Here is a 14,540-nt window from a genome sequence, read left to right on the forward strand (position 1 = left end):
TAACGTACATAATTTTCGATATCCAAACTTACCCCTATCTGGAAGATCTATTTGTTGACGCTGCCGAACGTGGCGCAGGGGCGGGTAAAGCGCTTATCGACGCCCTGATCGATGAAGGCAAGCGGGAAGGGTGGTCAAAACTCTACTGGGTAACCCGCATGAACAATCCGGCGCGTAAGCTGTATGACCACTATGGTGAAGCTGACGATTACGTCCGGTACCGAATCTCGCTTTAGTCGTTTAATACCTGGGTTTGTATCACACTGTATCTGCGTCTTTGATACATACACAGGTATGCAATAAAGCCGCATCCGCACACATCCTTTATACAAACGCATGGTGTTATATCTCCGTCAACTGAACTCACCCGGAGATAACATCATGTTTAACAAACTCGCATACTCAGCAGTCGCCCTGACCGTTTCGCTTGGCACCGTGATGTCCTGTCAGGCGGAAGCGATGGGCAAGGATTACGCGTCGGCCTTCAACCAGGTAAAACAGATTAACGCTGGCGATCTTAACGTCGGTTATGTCGATATCGGGCCGAAAGAGGGGCAACCGGTGATCCTGCTGCATGGCTGGCCGTACGACATTCACAGCTACGCTGAAGTGGCCCCCGCGCTGGCCGCGAAAGGGTATCGTGTCATTGTGCCGTCCCTGCGCGGGTACGGCACCACGCGCTTTATTTCTGATAAAACACCGCGAAACGGCCAGCCTTCGGCAATGGCGAAAGATATCGTTAATCTGATGGACGCCCTGAACATCAAACAGGCGGTGTTTGCCGGTTATGACTGGGGAGCGCGTACCGCGGATATCGTTGCGGCGCTCTGGCCGGAACGGGCGAAATCGCTGGTCTCGGTGAGTGGCTATCTGATCAGTAGTCAGGCGATTGGGAAACAACCATTACCGCCGAAGGCAGAGGTTCAGTGGTGGTATCAGTTCTATTTCGCCACGCCGCGCGGTGCGGAAGGCTATGCTAAAAATACGCACGATTTTGCCCGGCTGATCTGGTCCCAGGCTTCGCCGGACTGGAAATTCAGCGATGCCACCTTCAATGCCAGCGCCAAATCCCTCGATAACCCGGACCACGTTGCCGTCACGCTCAGTAATTACCGCTGGCGTCTGGGTCTGGAAAAAGGGGAGCCTAAATATGACGCCTATGAACAAAAACTGGCGACGCTGCCGAACATTACGGTGCCGACCATCACCATCGAAGGCGGTAATAACGGGGCGCCACACCCTGCACCTGCGGCCTATGCCGGGAAATTCACCGGAAAATATGAGCACCGTACTTTCGGCGCAACGGTTGGCCACAACCCGCCGCAGGAAGATCCGCAGGACTTTGTTAACGCGGTTGTCGACGCGGATAAGCTCTGATATGTGCTATTTTCAATCCGTTACCTCTTAATCAGGGAGCCTGCGGTGGAGCATATTGATCACATCCTTGTCGTCGATGACGACAGGGATATTCGTGAGCTGATTGTCGATTACCTCGTGAAATCCGGCTACCACGCCTCTGGCGCGGCGAACGGGAAAGAGATGCGCGTAGTGCTCGACAAACAGCATATCGACCTGGTGGTGCTGGACGTGATGATGCCCGGCGATGATGGCCTGACGCTGTGTCGACAGCTGCGCAGCAGCAGGCATAAGGATCTGCCGATCCTGATGCTCACCGCGCGCAACGAGGACACGGACCGCATCCTGGGGCTGGAGATGGGCGCCGACGATTACGTGGTGAAACCGTTTGTGGCCCGCGAACTGCTGGCGCGTATCAAAGCTATCCTGCGTCGTTTTCGTACTATGCCGCCTAATCTTCAGGTGACCGAGGCAGGGCGCCTGGTGGTGTTCGGGGAATGGCAGCTGGATACCGTGGCGCGTCATCTGATTGATAACGAGGGTATGGTTGTGGCGCTCAGCGGGGCGGAATATCGCCTTTTGCGCGTATTCCTCGATCATCCTCAACGGGTGCTGACCCGCGACCAGCTGCTGAACCTGACGCAGGGACGTGATGCCGAGCTGTTTGAGCGTTCGATTGATCTCCTGGTGAGCCGCGTGCGACAGCGTCTGAATGAAGATGCCCGCACGCCCGCCTACATTAAAACCGTTCGCAGCGAAGGCTACGTTTTTACCATGCCGGTGACCATCGTCGAGGCCAATGAATGACGCTATGGCCCCGCACCTTACTGGCCCGGCTGCTGATCATTGTGCTGCTCGGGCTCTTGCTGGCTAACGCGCTCAGCCTGACGCTGGTCATGGTTGAGCGAATGCGCAGCGCGCGCACGGTTATGCTGGGCAATCTTGAGAACGACGTGGCGACCAGCGTGGCCATTCTCGACCGGCTTCCGGCCAAAGAGCGGCCAGAGTGGCTGGAACGGCTCAGTCGCGGTAATTATCGTTATATCCTTGGCCCCGGCGAGGCAGGCGCCGCGCCAACGGACAAGCGCTCGCGGGATGCGATTCGCACCCTGAAAGAGACGCTTTCAGCCCAATATCCGCTTCAGTTTACGGCGGTGCCAGGGCCGATTTCCCATATTCAGGCCCATCTGACGCTCCGCGACGGCGCACCGCTCACCATCGATCTGATCCCGCGCATGCCGCCTGTCGCCAGCTGGTTGCCCGTGGTGCTGGTTCTTCAGCTGTTACTTGTCGCGCTCTGCTCCTGGGTTGCCGTGCGCCAGGTTGTCCGGCCCTTCCTGCAATTCACGCGCGCGGTTGATTCCCTCGATCCTGCGGCCCATTCTCCGATGACTGAAAAAGGTCCGGTTGAGGTGCGCCAGGCAGCGCACGCTTTTAATGAGATGCAGTCGCGGATACAGACCTATCTGCGTGAACGCGCGCAGATTCTGGCGTCCATTTCTCACGATCTCCAAACGCCCATCACGCGCATGAAGCTGCGGATCGAAATGGCGGATCAGCCCGAACTCCGCGATAAGCTGCTGAGCGACCTGGATAATATGTCGCGCCTGGTACGGGAGGGGATTGCCTATGCCCGGTCATCAGAATCTCTGGAAGAGACCACGCTGAAGCTGGAGCTGAATGCGTGGGTTAACAGCATCGCCAGTGATTATCAGGACATTGGTAAAAACGTGCAGTTTCATGCACGCAATGCGCGTCTGCCGATCGTCACTCGTCCCCAGGCATTGCGCAGGGTAATGACCAATCTGCTCGATAATGCGCTGAAGTTTGGCGATAGCGCGGTAATAGAGATTGATGAAAATGAAAGGCAGGTAGCGATCCGCATTATGGATAACGGCTCTGGCATCCCGGAGGCAGAACTGGAGGCGGTGTTACAGCCGTTCTACCGGGTTGAAACGTCGCGCAACCGGGAAACGGGCGGCACCGGGTTAGGCCTCGCCATTGCCGCGCAGCTCACCGCCCAGCTTGACGGGAAATTGCATCTTGCAAACCGGGCAGAGGGAGGGCTGGCCGTAAGCGTGATCCTTCCGCGCGGTTAATTGTACGCCTGTGTATCTGCACCCCGCGCCGATACGCAGGCAGACAAAATCCAGCTTTTCAAACACGGCCTGAACACATTCGTACGATGAAATGGCCTCACTGCACCTTCGCAGCAACCGTATCGTGAGGTCGTTATGTTTCTGATAATCGCTTTTTTAGGCGGCATGATTAGCCTGCTCAGTCCGTGCACGCTTCCCGTCATTCCTCTGCTGTTCGCTGGCTTTCAGGGGCAGCGCAAACACATTCTGGCGCTTCTGGCGGGAATGATTGTGATGTTCACGTTGGTGGCGATGGTAGTAACGGTTGCCAGCGAGTGGATCGCTGACGCCACCATTATCGGTCGCTGGATTGCGCTGTTGGTATTGAGCATTGCCGCCCTGGCCCTGATCTTTCCGCAGTTCGCTCAGCGCATTGCCCGCCCGGCGGTCAGCGCGGGAAACGTTCTCAACACCCACAGCATGCAGCGACGCGGCCTGGTTTCGGCTTTTCTGGCAGGGCTGGCCGTTGGGCTGCTGTGGTCCCCCTGTGCCGGACCGATTCTCGGGGCGATCTTCAGCATTAATATTGCGGGCCACTCGGCCATCGCAACCGGAGCGCTGTTAGCCGCTTACGGCAGTGGGTGCGCGTTGATGCTGGGGCTGCTTGTCGCGGGGGGCCGTAAGCTGATAACCCCCCTGAGAGCCAAATCCGCATTGATGGCGCGTTTGCGTCAGGGAGCGGGAGTGATGATGTTAGCCGCCGTTGCGTTCAACGCCAGCGGGATGACCTCAGCCCTGAAAGGTGCCAACGGTATTGCCGACCAGCTGGAAAATGCCCTGTTGAGCCTTGCGCAACCCACCTCCACGCAGGTGAAACTGCAACCGGTCGCTGACGCGATGCCGAGCAGCCAGCTACCGTCATTAAGCGGCGGTACGGGTTGGGTAAACGGTGACCCTGTCACGTCTGAGGCCTTGCGGGGGAAAGTTGTGCTTATCGATTTCTGGACCTGGGACTGTATCAACTGCCAGCATACGCTTCCGCACGTGCGTGACTGGGCGATGAAATATCAGTCTGAAGGTCTGGTAGTGATTGGCGTCCACACCCCGGAATACCCCTGGGAAAAGCCGTTATCATCGGTGAAAAACGCGGTCAACAAATGGCAGCTGCCGTACCGCGTAGTGACGGATAATAACTACAAAATCTGGAGCGCGTTCGGAAATCAGTACTGGCCAGCACATTACTATTTCGATGCGAAAGGGCAACTGCGTTACACCGCGTTTGGCGAGGGGAGCTATGACAAGCAGGAGGCCGTGATTCAGCAGTTGCTCAGGGAAGCGCGTTCCTGATCCGGCTTACGAAACCCGCTGAGCCACCAAAAACAGGCGCGGAAAAGCCAGCAGTATCTGCCCGTTCTCCTGGAGCGGATACTGCTCTTCCAGCAGCTCAAGATAGCGTTTCAGATAGTTTTTCTGCTCGCTTTCGTTGAGTTCCTGTAACCACGGGCGTAACCCTGTCGCGCTGACCCAGTCAATAATCGCCTGATGAGAGCTCATCTGATGGAAGTAAGTGGTGCGCCAGATATCCACGTCGCATCCCGCTTCCGTCAGAATATTGTAGTAGGCATGGATACCCGGCAATGGCTCGCGGCCACGATCGGGGTAGCCCTGTTCCCAGGCAACTTCACGCATCAGGGCATGCGTCGGCTCAAGCCAGTTGTCAGGCATTTGCACCGCCAGCACGCCGTTTAACTGGAGCAGTGAAACCAGATGTGGCAGAAGGTGGTAATGGTCCGGGATCCATTGCAATGAGGCATTGGCGTAGATCAGGCTGAGCGCCTGGTCAGGTTTGTAGTGCCGGATGTCCGCCTCAACAAAGTGGCAGTCTGGCAAGGCCTGTCGGGCTTCCTCCAGCATGGCCGGGGAGTTATCCACGCCAGCGATCTGCGCTGAAGGCCAGCGCTGTTTCAGCAGCGCGGTGCTGTTGCCTGGCCCGCAGCCCAAATCCACGGCAGAGGTTATGTCAGCAAGCGGCACCCGGGCGAGTAACTCAGCGGCGGGACGTGTGCGTTCTGCGCTGTACTGTAGATAAAGAGAGGGATCCCAGTCGGCCATTTTCGCATCTCCATGTTGAGGTGTTCAGCAAGAATAGCACAGGCAAATACCTGCGCCGGGGCAGGTATCTGGCTAATGGTGAGATTATAAAATGCCTTTCAGGGCCAGGTGATAGAGCAGCATGATGGTTTTTCCGTCGACAATCTGCCCATTTTCAATGCCCCGAAGCGCGTCGTCCAGCGTCATTTCCAGTACGTCGATATCTTCTCCCTCTGCTTTAACGCCGCCGCCCGCGCTGGTCCGATCCTGCGGATGATATTCCGCCAGATAGAAGTAGAGTTTCTCGGTAACCGAGCCCGGGCTCATATAGGCCTCAAAAATTTTCTCTACGCGCGTCACCTTATACCCGGTTTCTTCTTCCGCTTCGGCCTTAATCCGGCTTTCCGGGTCAAGGTTATCGAGCAACCCGGCGGCCGCCTCAATGAGATCCTCTTCGTGACCATTTATAAACACCGGGAAACGGAACTGACGCGTCAGAATGACGGTTTTGCTGTCGCGATTATAGAGCAGGATCGTCGCGCCATTCCCCCGGTCATACACTTCACGCTCTTGTCGCTGCAAGTCGCCATCGCTGCGCTGGAGGTCAAAAGTATATTTTTTCAGGTTATACCAGTTGTCGGACAACGTTTCGCTGTTGATAATGCGTATATCTGCACGTTTTGATCGCACGTTTGGCTCTCCTCTCGTAGAGTAAGCATCATAAACAGCACTATCGTGCAAATACAAGGCATATCGTGCAACAACAGGGATAATTCATGCTCACAAGCCAGCGTAAACAGTTGATTCTGGAAAAACTGGAGGCGGAAGGTCAGGTCCAGTCTACTGCGCTCAGCCTCTTTTTCTCGGTGTCTGAGGACACTATCCGCCGGGATTTACGTGAACTGGCGGCAGAAGGGCGTTTGCAGCGTGTTCACGGCGGCGCACTGCCAGCATCGTCAGCGATTGCGCCTTTTGCCGAGCGTCAGTCCGTTAAAATGGATGCAAAAAAACGCGTGGCACGTCGAGGCGCGCAGCTTATTTCACCGGGGCAGGTGGTGATCATTGATGGCGGGACGACCACCTCCGAACTTATTACGTTCTTACCACCCGATTTACGGATAACCGTGGTGACGCACAGCCCGGGTATCGCTTTGGGGCTGGTCGACCATCCATGCATAGAGGTGATCCTGATTGGTGGTCGTTTGTATAAACACTCCATCGTCACGGTCGGCGCGGCCGCTATTGAAGGCATCAATAATATTCATGCGGATCTGTTCTTCATGGGGGTCACCGGCGTCCATCCTGAGGCCGGGCTGACCACAGGAGATTACGAAGAAGCGTGCATCAAACGTGCATTTTCCGGCAGAGCGGCGGAAACGGTGGTATTGGCCTCACCGGAAAAGATCAACACGGCCTCGGCGTTTGTGATTGGCGACCTGTCGCTGGTGAATACGCTGGTTGTTGAAAACACAACGGATGAACGCTGGGTGAGCGCTCTGAAAGAAAAGGGCGTTGCGGTGATCGCAAGCCAGTAAATATCCGCTTTTTTGCCAGCCTGACCGCGTGGCTGTCAAACAGACAAAGGTTATCCTTCTCGCGGATTTCTAAACTAAGGCTTTCATCTGTTTAAGGACAAGCCATGAAAGCGATCTCCATTCTGGCGTGCGGCGCGGACCCAACCGCGCAACGCCTGTCAACGTCTGCCATTCAGCAGGCCATAAATAGCGCTCAACAGAACGATGTCATTGTTATTCCGCAAGGCCGTTTTCTGACCGGAGCACTGTTCCTGAAAAGCGGTGTTTCGCTTCGCCTGGACGCTGGCGCACAGCTCGTTGGAAGCCAGGATCTGGCTGATTATCCATTGATAAACACCCGGGTGGCCGGCATTGATATGCGCTGGCCGGCAGGCATTATTAATATCATCGATTGTGAAAACGTCAGTATTACCGGTACAGGCACAATAGACGGGCAGGGTGTTATCTGGTGGCAACGCTTCTGGGGCGATGACGAGCGCAGCGGCATGGTCGGCGATTACAGCGCCAGAGGATTGCGCTGGGTGGTTGATTACGACTGTCAGCGCCCGCGCAATATTCTGGTCTTTGAAAGCCAGAGCATTCTGCTGCGTGATGTTACCAGTCGGGAGTCCGGATTCTGGAACGTGCACCTCTGTTATTCGCGCCATATCACGGTTGAGGGCGTGCAAATCAGCAATTCTGCGGGGCCGAGCACCGACGGGATTGATATCGATTCCTGTGAACAGGTGCGGGTTGAACGCTGCATTGTTTCCTGTAATGACGACAATATCTGCATAAAATCAGGACGAGGACGCGAAGCAGCGCAAAAAGCACGTACCGCACGGGATATAGTGATTCGCGGTTGTACGCTGAATAAGGGGTCCGGGATCACGCTGGGGAGCGAAACCTCAGGCGGCATTGAACGCGTCCTGATAGAAGATAACGCGTTTAACGGTACGGGCGTCGGGTTTCGCATTAAGTCGGCCCGCAACCGGGGCGGGTTTATCCGTGATATCACCGTCCAAAATTTACATCTTACGGACGTACGTTTTCCGGTGCTGATCCAGCTGAACTGGTTTCCGCAGTACAGCTATGGCGACCCGGGAAATTTATCTGATAAACCAGAACACTGGCGCAAGCTGGCTGAAGGTGTTGAGGGCGAAGCCGGTCTTACTGCGGTCAGCGGACTGACGATTAAAAATATGTCGGCGCGTCGCTCAGACAACAAATATTTCTCGCGTGCATTTTTCATTGAGGGGTATCCGGAGCGTCCTGTGACCGGGTTAACGCTGGACGGAATTTTGATTGACGCGTCAGAGTTCGGGAAAATTTCCGGTGTGGATGGGTTGCGCTTTAAGGATGTGCAGGTGACTGCCGTGGAGAACACGCAAGACCGTAACGACAGTTATGAGCGTTGATGTATTGCACGGTGAAGGCGTTAACGTTACTGTTAGAGAGCTACAAGCAAAGAAATCAGGGGCTTACCGTGAAGAAAGAGATAAAAACACTGGAATCGAGACAGATTTATCGTAACCGCTGGATGTCGCTAAAGGAAGACCGGATTCTGAGAGCCGATGGGAGCGAGGGGCTTTATTCCGTCATTGAAAAAGATGATTTCGTGGTCATCATTCCGGTTGAGAATGATGAAATCTATCTGGTTGAACAATACCGATACCCTCTGGGCCAGAGAACCACAGAACTCCCTCAGGGAAGTTGGGAATGTTCTCGCGACGCTGCACCTGAAGACGTTGCCAGAGGCGAGCTTAAAGAAGAAACCGGGTTAAACGCCGGGAAAATGGAGTACGTCGGTTATCAAAAGCTCGCACAGGGTTATTCAGCCCAGGGTTATCATATTTACCTTGCCACGGAGCTGACATTTACCGGCCAGCAACTGGAGGAGGAAGAATACGGCCTGACGGTGAAAAAACTTAAAATTAGTGCCTTTGCTCAATTAATACGTGACGGCAAAATCACTGACGCCACCTCAGTTACGGCATTCCTGCTGGCGAGAACAAAAAATATGATCTCTAAATCATAACGTTTTAGATTAATATTGAGTCTCCACATCATTTTCAAAGCCAAGTTCAGATGCCCGGGGCAGCGCAAAGCTCAAATATTTGCTCTGTGCCAGGAGCGGACGTTAATGTCAATATTCTTAGGCGGAGGCACACCAGAAATGGCTGCCTCCTGATAAAATGGTGTTATTGTTTGGATGTTATTTTTCATATCCGTATAAATTAATCCTACCTGACAAGTACTCACCTAAATATACTTCACTAATTTTACTGAAGCCTTTCTTTGCAACTTCAGTTTCTAACCATTCACTGTCTTTATTAAGGATTTCTAGCAGGTCATGGTTGGCCAAACCGTCCACTATAATTGGATAGCGTATATTTTCATCGCCACTTTGTATGATGGTTAATTGCCCATTTTGTTCGAGAACGACGCGTTTTAGTTGTTCTATCTCATAAATTCCATTTGCTCTTAATTTGAACATTAGATCATTTGCAGAAACACCATTCCGTAAACACTCCTTAACATTAACACTGCCATTGTGTACTAAGGTAATCGGTTTCCCATCAATTATCCTTTTAATTAATCGATTGTTTTCCTTCAGGAATTTAAGAGCGAAGACCAAAAGAGTCCATATGATTAGTACCAGAATAAATTGAAGAACCGATATAGATTCGTTGTAAATTACGCCTCCTATAATTCCCCCCAGCACATAGTTTTGAACCTGGTCCATTGCAGATGAGGGGGCCAGATTTCCTTTTCCCATAAGATTTATTTGAACAATTAAACACAGTATCCCCAAGCCCAACTTTATAATGATAGGTAAATAAATTATCATTTCCACACCTCAGTTTGTTATGATTTCTATTTCTGGGTTTACTAACGAAACCTCTACTAAATTGTATGTTTTTTGATCCGGGCTCAAATTGACGCGATAAAAAACATCACTAATTTTAACGATAATGCCATCAGAGAGTTGTACGGAACTGGAAAATATAGCATTTACATTCACATCATTTTTTTGTGATAGGAGCCTAACAAAATTAACCATTTGCGAGGATTGGGAATGTATATTTTGACTATCAGTATAATCAGCATACTGAACACCAGAAATGAAGAGCAAAAACAAGAAAACTATGATTGTTAAGTCACGATATTTGGTTTGCAGGCGATGACGCATATACAGGCTAAAAACAACGATCAAGATAAATAAAGTACTAAATATAACTATGTATTTTAAATAGTCATTGATATTAGACTGCATTTGTAGATAATCTATGCTATAAAATTTCATATAAGTTCATTCCCTAACCCCTCAAAACCACATTTTATTATAGTAAAACATTTCCATTTATTAGTTATCAGCTGAAATTGATCATTATCCTTAAGCCAACTATGTTGACTTGCTTGTTATGACTCAAGTCATCTCAATGTTAGTAGCATTCAGAACTTCCGTTCTTCGCTCATGTCGGGCATTAATCTTTCTTCCATACAGGTCACTCACTACCGGAAAAAGAATTCAGAGTATAAATAATCTTCTAACGTTTGTCCTGAACCAGCTTAATAAACTAAGGAATCTGCCCGAGGCGCTTGTTGTCCACGATAGCAGCCTAATCAATTTCCTGAATACGATTATAAGTGGAGTAGGGAAGGATGACTCCGTTTAGCCTGAGTTCTTTCCGGCCATCCGGGTAATGCCAGACCTCAATGTACTTCCCAATATTTTGACAGGTGAACATCGTGCAGTTCTTCGTGTTCCTCGCTGGCAGCGTAGGCCCAAAGTCAGTATAGCGTTCGCGGATAATATTGAATGCGTACCGGGCAAGACCATCCGGTAGTTGATTATTGCCGGGTTTCCCGCGACGACGGCCAGCCATACCCAGTGGGCCAGATTCATTGTAACGCAACAGAAGGCGTTGGCTGTGACTGTCTGAAATATCAAGGCGCTGCGCGGCCATCAGTGTGGTCAGAGGCTGGACGACAACGTCCTGAATGATTTTGAGTCGGTTAACTTTGTCCATAGTGAAAAACTCCGCTGCGTGTGCCGTCATCAGAATCCCTCGATGGTGAATCTATGTGATGTACACTTAACTTATCCTTATCCCAGAACGGACATTACAATTTTGCTGTTACAACCTTAGTACGTATAATGTATATTATGTTAAATTGAATATTATGAAGCCTATCCCTCGTCAGATAAGCCCATCGCATCCTACCCCCTCCCTTTGCCTCTACTGAGGAAGCCTGAGAAACAGTGTCCGTTCCTGAGTCTGCGATGCTTTGAAACCATGGTGGATATAAAACGCTTTGGCTTCCTCAGTGAGTGCATGAACCATGATCGCTCGCACCCCGATATTCTCAGCTACCCGATAACAGCGTAAAACCGCATCGTGGAGTAAATCGGCTCCCAACCCGTTTCCGCGTAACGAGACATCCACAGCCAGACGGGCAAGTATAATCACGGGAATGGGATCCGGCATGTTACGCCGCAGATTACCTGTCGCTTGCGTATGGTTAACGCTGCCGGTAGCCAGAGAGTAAAATCCCGCGACCTGCTTCGTGCCCGTTTTACAAACGACAAATGTTCGGGCTGCGCCGAGCGCCTGGTTTTTCAGACCTCTTTGTTTTAGCCATTCGTCAAGCACGGCCTCTCCACTGACGAACTCCGCCAGTTGATGAACGCTGGATAACGGCTCTGGTGCTGTTACACGTCCCACTGAGGTTTCCTTGCCAGCAGTTTTTCTATGGCAGGATCGTCCGCGACCGGGGCATCGAGCATGTCAATGAACTCTGCGTACTGTTCATCGTTAAAATTGAATACACGTCGATCGAGGATCACATTCTCGGCTGCCTGACAGGCCATCTCCAGAATGAAGTCCGTGCGTGATTTATGGAGGATCTCTGCGGCGGCATCGATAAGCGCCCGCTGGGATTCTTTGGCTCTGAGATTGAGTTGAACATCTGATTTCATAGGTATACCTCTTGTATAGCAATTGCTTTACAAGCATAGCATAAGCGCTGTGTATAGCAATCGCTATACAGAACCCTTAATCATGTCTGACCTCTCCACACCGCATATCGCAAGAATTTGCTCTCTCAGCCAGCGGTGACCAGGGTCGCGTTCCATTCTTGGGTGCCACATCTGCGATACCGTAATACGACGGCTTCTGAACGGCAGCTCGAAAACGTGTATCTGGTCCGTTACCTGCTGATTGAGTAAATAGAGCGCGGGTATCATGGCGATAAGATCTGATTCCAGCGCCACGGACAGTGCCGTCGGAAATCCCGGTACGACGCTGACGATTTTACGTTTTGTCCCCAGTTCGGCCAGCGCATCGTCAACGGAACCGTGCAACGCGCCCTCGGGTGACGCTACCACATGGCCCCAGGCGACATAATCCTTCACGCCTATTTCTGCCTGCTTAGCCAGCGGGTGTCCCTTACGCACGACGCCCACAAATCGATCCTCAAACAACCGTTGCAGCCGTATTTCAGGCCCCATATTGCTCTGGACGCCAATCTCCAGATCAACCAGCCCTTCCCGAAGATAGCGCGACGTTTTTTCCGGCTTAGGCGCGAAGCGTATACAGACGTCCGGCGCGGCGTCGGCCACAGCCGCTATGAGCGCAGGCCCAAACGCCACCACAAAACCATCGTTTGCCCTGATGGTAAAAAGACGCGCCAGACTTTGCGCGCTGAACGTTTCAGTTGAGGGCTGCAATACCGCCCTCGCCTCGTGCACTGCACGCCTGGCGCGATCCCGGGTCGCTTCGGCCCACGGGGTCAGTACCATGCTACGCCCGGCGCGCACCAGGATCGGGTCGCCTGTAACGTCGCGTAACCTGCTTAATGTCCGGCTCATGGCCGAGGTGCTGAGGTTCAGACGACGTGCTGCACCTGCGACACTCGCTTCGCTCAGCAATATGTCGAGTGCAATCAGTAAATTAAAATCAGGATCGGTCATAGCGCTCATTCCTGTTCATTCAGATAAGGCGTTTCGTGCAACGATAAAGTGCAAATGGTGCGCCTTCCGCCCTGTAAAAGCCATCTTTATAGTTTTGTCATCCATACACTCTTCTCAGAGGACAACATAATGACGCTCTTTTCCAGTCAACCCGGCGACGAAGGACTTCCCGGCCCGGCGCGCGCACGGGTGATGGCCGCAATTATGACCACCACCTTAATGGGCGTGTTTGATGGCACCATGATCAACATTGCCCTGCCCTCCATGGCTCAGGAGATGCAGGTACCTGCCAGTATTGCCGTCTGGTTCGCCAACGGGTATCTGCTGGCGGCTGCGATGACGCTGGCGATATTCGCGGCGCTTGCGGCCCGCCTGGGTTATCGCCCCGTATTTCTGGCAGGCCTGACGACCTTTACCCTGACATCACTGGGTTGCGCGCTGGCGAATACACCCGAAGTGCTTATCGGTATGCGCGTGCTTCAGGGGATCGGCGGCGCGGCGACGCTCAGTATTGCCCCCGCAATCCTGCGGTCCGTATTTCCCGGGCGATTGCTTGGCCGCATTCTGGGGTTACACGCCCTGCTCATCGCCTCCAGCTCCGCTATCGGCCCGGTATTGGGCGGGACGATCCTTCACACCCTGAGCTGGCAATGGCTGTTTGCGATAAACGTTGTTCCCGGCACCCTCGCCTTACTGCTGGCGGTCAAAGCGCTGCCGCGGGATGCGGTTCGAAAGCAAGCGCCTTTCGACACCCCGGGCGCCATATTGTCGGCGCTGCTGTTGGGATCGACGATCATGGCGGCGAACAGCCTCCAGGACTATCATCCCGGTAGCCTTTGCTGGACAATGCTCGCTGCGCTGAGCGGCATGGCGTTTATCTGGCAGATCCGCCGCGCGGATAACCCCTTACTGCCGCCGATGATGTTTAAAAATGAACGCTTTACCCTCGCGGCCTTCACGTCGATGATTGCTTTTGTCAGCCAGGGGATCACCTTTATTGCGCTGCCCTTCCTGTTTCAGAGCGAATACGGCTACAGCCCGGTGTTGTCTGCCCTGCTGTTTACGCCGTGGCCGCTAGGGATCGTACTGATTGCGCCGCATGCAGGCCGGTGGGCAGACACGATTTCAGCCCCGGCGATATCCACCCTGGGGCTGATGATTTTTGTCGTCGGTTTGATCCTGCTGGCAACATTACCCGACCGCCCTTCAGTGTGGGATATCTGCCTGCGGAGTCTGGTGTGCGGAGTGGGGTTTGGCTGCTTTCAGAGTCCCAATAACCGGGAAATGCTCTCCAACGTTATTCGTGAGCATGCGAGCTATGCATCCGGTGTTTTATCCATTATGCGCACGTTCGGGCAGTGTCTGGGCGCCGCCGCCGTGGCCGTTCTGCTGGCCGCAGATGAAAGGTCAATTCATGTTGCGCTGTGGGTCGCCGCCGCAGCTTCTGCGGTAGCGGTCGTCGTCAGCGCGAGCCGGTTGCGTAAAATCACTCATCCTGCGGAAACAGGATGAGCACGAAAATAT

16 protein-coding genes and 1 pseudogene are annotated in these 14,540 nt (G+C 53.0%); 9 read left to right on the top strand and 8 right to left on the bottom strand.

What is annotated here, in order from left to right:
* The first annotated feature begins 8 nt into the window (after positions 1-8).
* The 5 genes from IMQ56_RS14460 to IMQ56_RS14480 all read left to right on the top strand — a co-directional run bounded on the left by IMQ56_RS14460 (position 9) and on the right by IMQ56_RS14480 (position 4,781).
* Positions 9-236, top strand: coding sequence for a GNAT family N-acetyltransferase (locus IMQ56_RS14460; RefSeq protein WP_257393663.1), 228 nt, complete (start codon positions 9-11; stop codon positions 234-236).
* Between the two features lie 145 nt (positions 237-381).
* Positions 382-1,377 (top strand): alpha/beta hydrolase, encoded by a 996-nt coding sequence (locus IMQ56_RS14465; RefSeq protein ID WP_047726557.1) that lies wholly within the window; start codon positions 382-384, stop codon positions 1,375-1,377.
* Between the two features lie 45 nt (positions 1,378-1,422).
* Positions 1,423-2,163 (top strand): response regulator, encoded by a 741-nt coding sequence (locus IMQ56_RS14470; protein ID WP_022651194.1) that lies wholly within the window; start codon positions 1,423-1,425, stop codon positions 2,161-2,163.
* Entirely contained in the window at positions 2,160-3,455 is a 1,296-nt protein-coding gene (locus tag IMQ56_RS14475; protein ID WP_196063981.1) for an ATP-binding protein, read from the top strand. Before IMQ56_RS14470 ends, IMQ56_RS14475 begins: the two co-directional genes overlap by 4 nt.
* A 135-nt stretch (positions 3,456-3,590) precedes the next feature.
* Entirely contained in the window at positions 3,591-4,781 is a 1,191-nt protein-coding gene (locus tag IMQ56_RS14480) for a cytochrome c biogenesis protein/redoxin (protein ID WP_193547834.1), read from the top strand.
* A gap of 6 nt (positions 4,782-4,787) precedes the next feature.
* Here IMQ56_RS14480 and tam read toward each other — a convergent pair whose 3' ends face one another.
* Together tam and IMQ56_RS14490 are read right to left on the bottom strand one after the other, a co-directional pair.
* Positions 4,788-5,546 carry a trans-aconitate 2-methyltransferase gene (gene tam, locus IMQ56_RS14485; protein ID WP_196063980.1) on the bottom strand — a complete coding sequence of 253 codons (759 nt, stop codon included), beginning with the start codon at positions 5,544-5,546 and terminating at the stop codon, positions 4,788-4,790.
* An 84-nt stretch (positions 5,547-5,630) separates the two neighbouring features.
* The gene (locus tag IMQ56_RS14490) at positions 5,631-6,215 is read right to left on the bottom strand and encodes an NUDIX domain-containing protein (protein WP_196063979.1); all 585 of its coding nucleotides are present in this window, start codon (positions 6,213-6,215) and stop codon (positions 5,631-5,633) included.
* A gap of 86 nt (positions 6,216-6,301) precedes the next feature.
* On the opposite strand from IMQ56_RS14490, the gene IMQ56_RS14495 reads away from it, so the two are divergent.
* From IMQ56_RS14495 to IMQ56_RS14505, 3 genes are all read left to right on the top strand, one after another.
* Complete coding sequence (locus tag IMQ56_RS14495) at positions 6,302-7,060, top strand: DeoR/GlpR family DNA-binding transcription regulator (RefSeq protein ID WP_015570520.1); 759 nt, start codon at positions 6,302-6,304, stop codon at positions 7,058-7,060.
* Between the two features lie 104 nt (positions 7,061-7,164).
* Positions 7,165-8,457, top strand: a complete 1,293-nt coding sequence (locus IMQ56_RS14500; protein WP_196063978.1) for a glycosyl hydrolase family 28 protein — start codon at positions 7,165-7,167, stop codon at positions 8,455-8,457.
* Positions 8,457-9,077, top strand: a complete 621-nt coding sequence (locus IMQ56_RS14505) for an NUDIX hydrolase (RefSeq protein WP_196063977.1) — start codon at positions 8,457-8,459, stop codon at positions 9,075-9,077. The genes IMQ56_RS14500 and IMQ56_RS14505 overlap by 1 nt, the downstream gene beginning before the upstream one ends.
* Before the next feature lie 177 nt (positions 9,078-9,254).
* Here IMQ56_RS14505 and IMQ56_RS14510 read toward each other — a convergent pair whose 3' ends face one another.
* The 6 genes and pseudogenes from IMQ56_RS14510 to IMQ56_RS14535 all read right to left on the bottom strand — a co-directional run bounded on the left by IMQ56_RS14510 (position 9,255) and on the right by IMQ56_RS14535 (position 13,016).
* Positions 9,255-9,890 carry a DUF421 domain-containing protein gene (locus IMQ56_RS14510; protein ID WP_196063976.1) on the bottom strand — a complete coding sequence of 212 codons (636 nt, stop codon included), beginning with the start codon at positions 9,888-9,890 and terminating at the stop codon, positions 9,255-9,257.
* Positions 9,891-9,899: 9 nt separating this feature from the next.
* Positions 9,900-10,346: a DUF3290 domain-containing protein gene (locus tag IMQ56_RS14515; RefSeq protein WP_047717513.1), complete on the bottom strand. Its 447-nt coding sequence runs from the start codon at positions 10,344-10,346 to the stop codon at positions 9,900-9,902.
* Between the two features lie 428 nt (positions 10,347-10,774).
* Positions 10,775-11,103 (bottom strand): annotated as a pseudogene (locus IMQ56_RS14520) (ISNCY family transposase); the annotation flags it as partial.
* A gap of 180 nt (positions 11,104-11,283) precedes the next feature.
* A complete protein-coding gene (locus IMQ56_RS14525; RefSeq protein ID WP_003857133.1) occupies positions 11,284-11,769 on the bottom strand; it encodes a GNAT family N-acetyltransferase in 486 nt (161 codons plus the stop codon).
* The gene (locus IMQ56_RS14530; protein ID WP_003857131.1) at positions 11,757-12,023 is read right to left on the bottom strand and encodes a DUF1778 domain-containing protein; all 267 of its coding nucleotides are present in this window, start codon (positions 12,021-12,023) and stop codon (positions 11,757-11,759) included. The genes IMQ56_RS14525 and IMQ56_RS14530 overlap by 13 nt, the downstream gene beginning before the upstream one ends.
* Positions 12,024-12,086: 63 nt before the next feature.
* Positions 12,087-13,016 carry a LysR family transcriptional regulator gene (locus tag IMQ56_RS14535; RefSeq protein ID WP_196063975.1) on the bottom strand — a complete coding sequence of 310 codons (930 nt, stop codon included), beginning with the start codon at positions 13,014-13,016 and terminating at the stop codon, positions 12,087-12,089.
* A gap of 129 nt (positions 13,017-13,145) precedes the next feature.
* Here IMQ56_RS14535 and IMQ56_RS14540 point away from each other — a divergent pair, with 129 nt between their 5' ends.
* Positions 13,146-14,528, top strand: a complete 1,383-nt coding sequence (locus tag IMQ56_RS14540) for an MFS transporter (protein WP_047741273.1) — start codon at positions 13,146-13,148, stop codon at positions 14,526-14,528.
* Positions 14,529-14,540 lie beyond the last annotated feature (12 nt).

Origin of the sequence: Enterobacter sp. Res13-Sevr-PEC09-46 (genome assembly GCF_015672585.1) — a bacterium.
Taxonomy (GTDB): domain Bacteria; phylum Pseudomonadota; class Gammaproteobacteria; order Enterobacterales; family Enterobacteriaceae; genus Enterobacter; species Enterobacter hormaechei_C.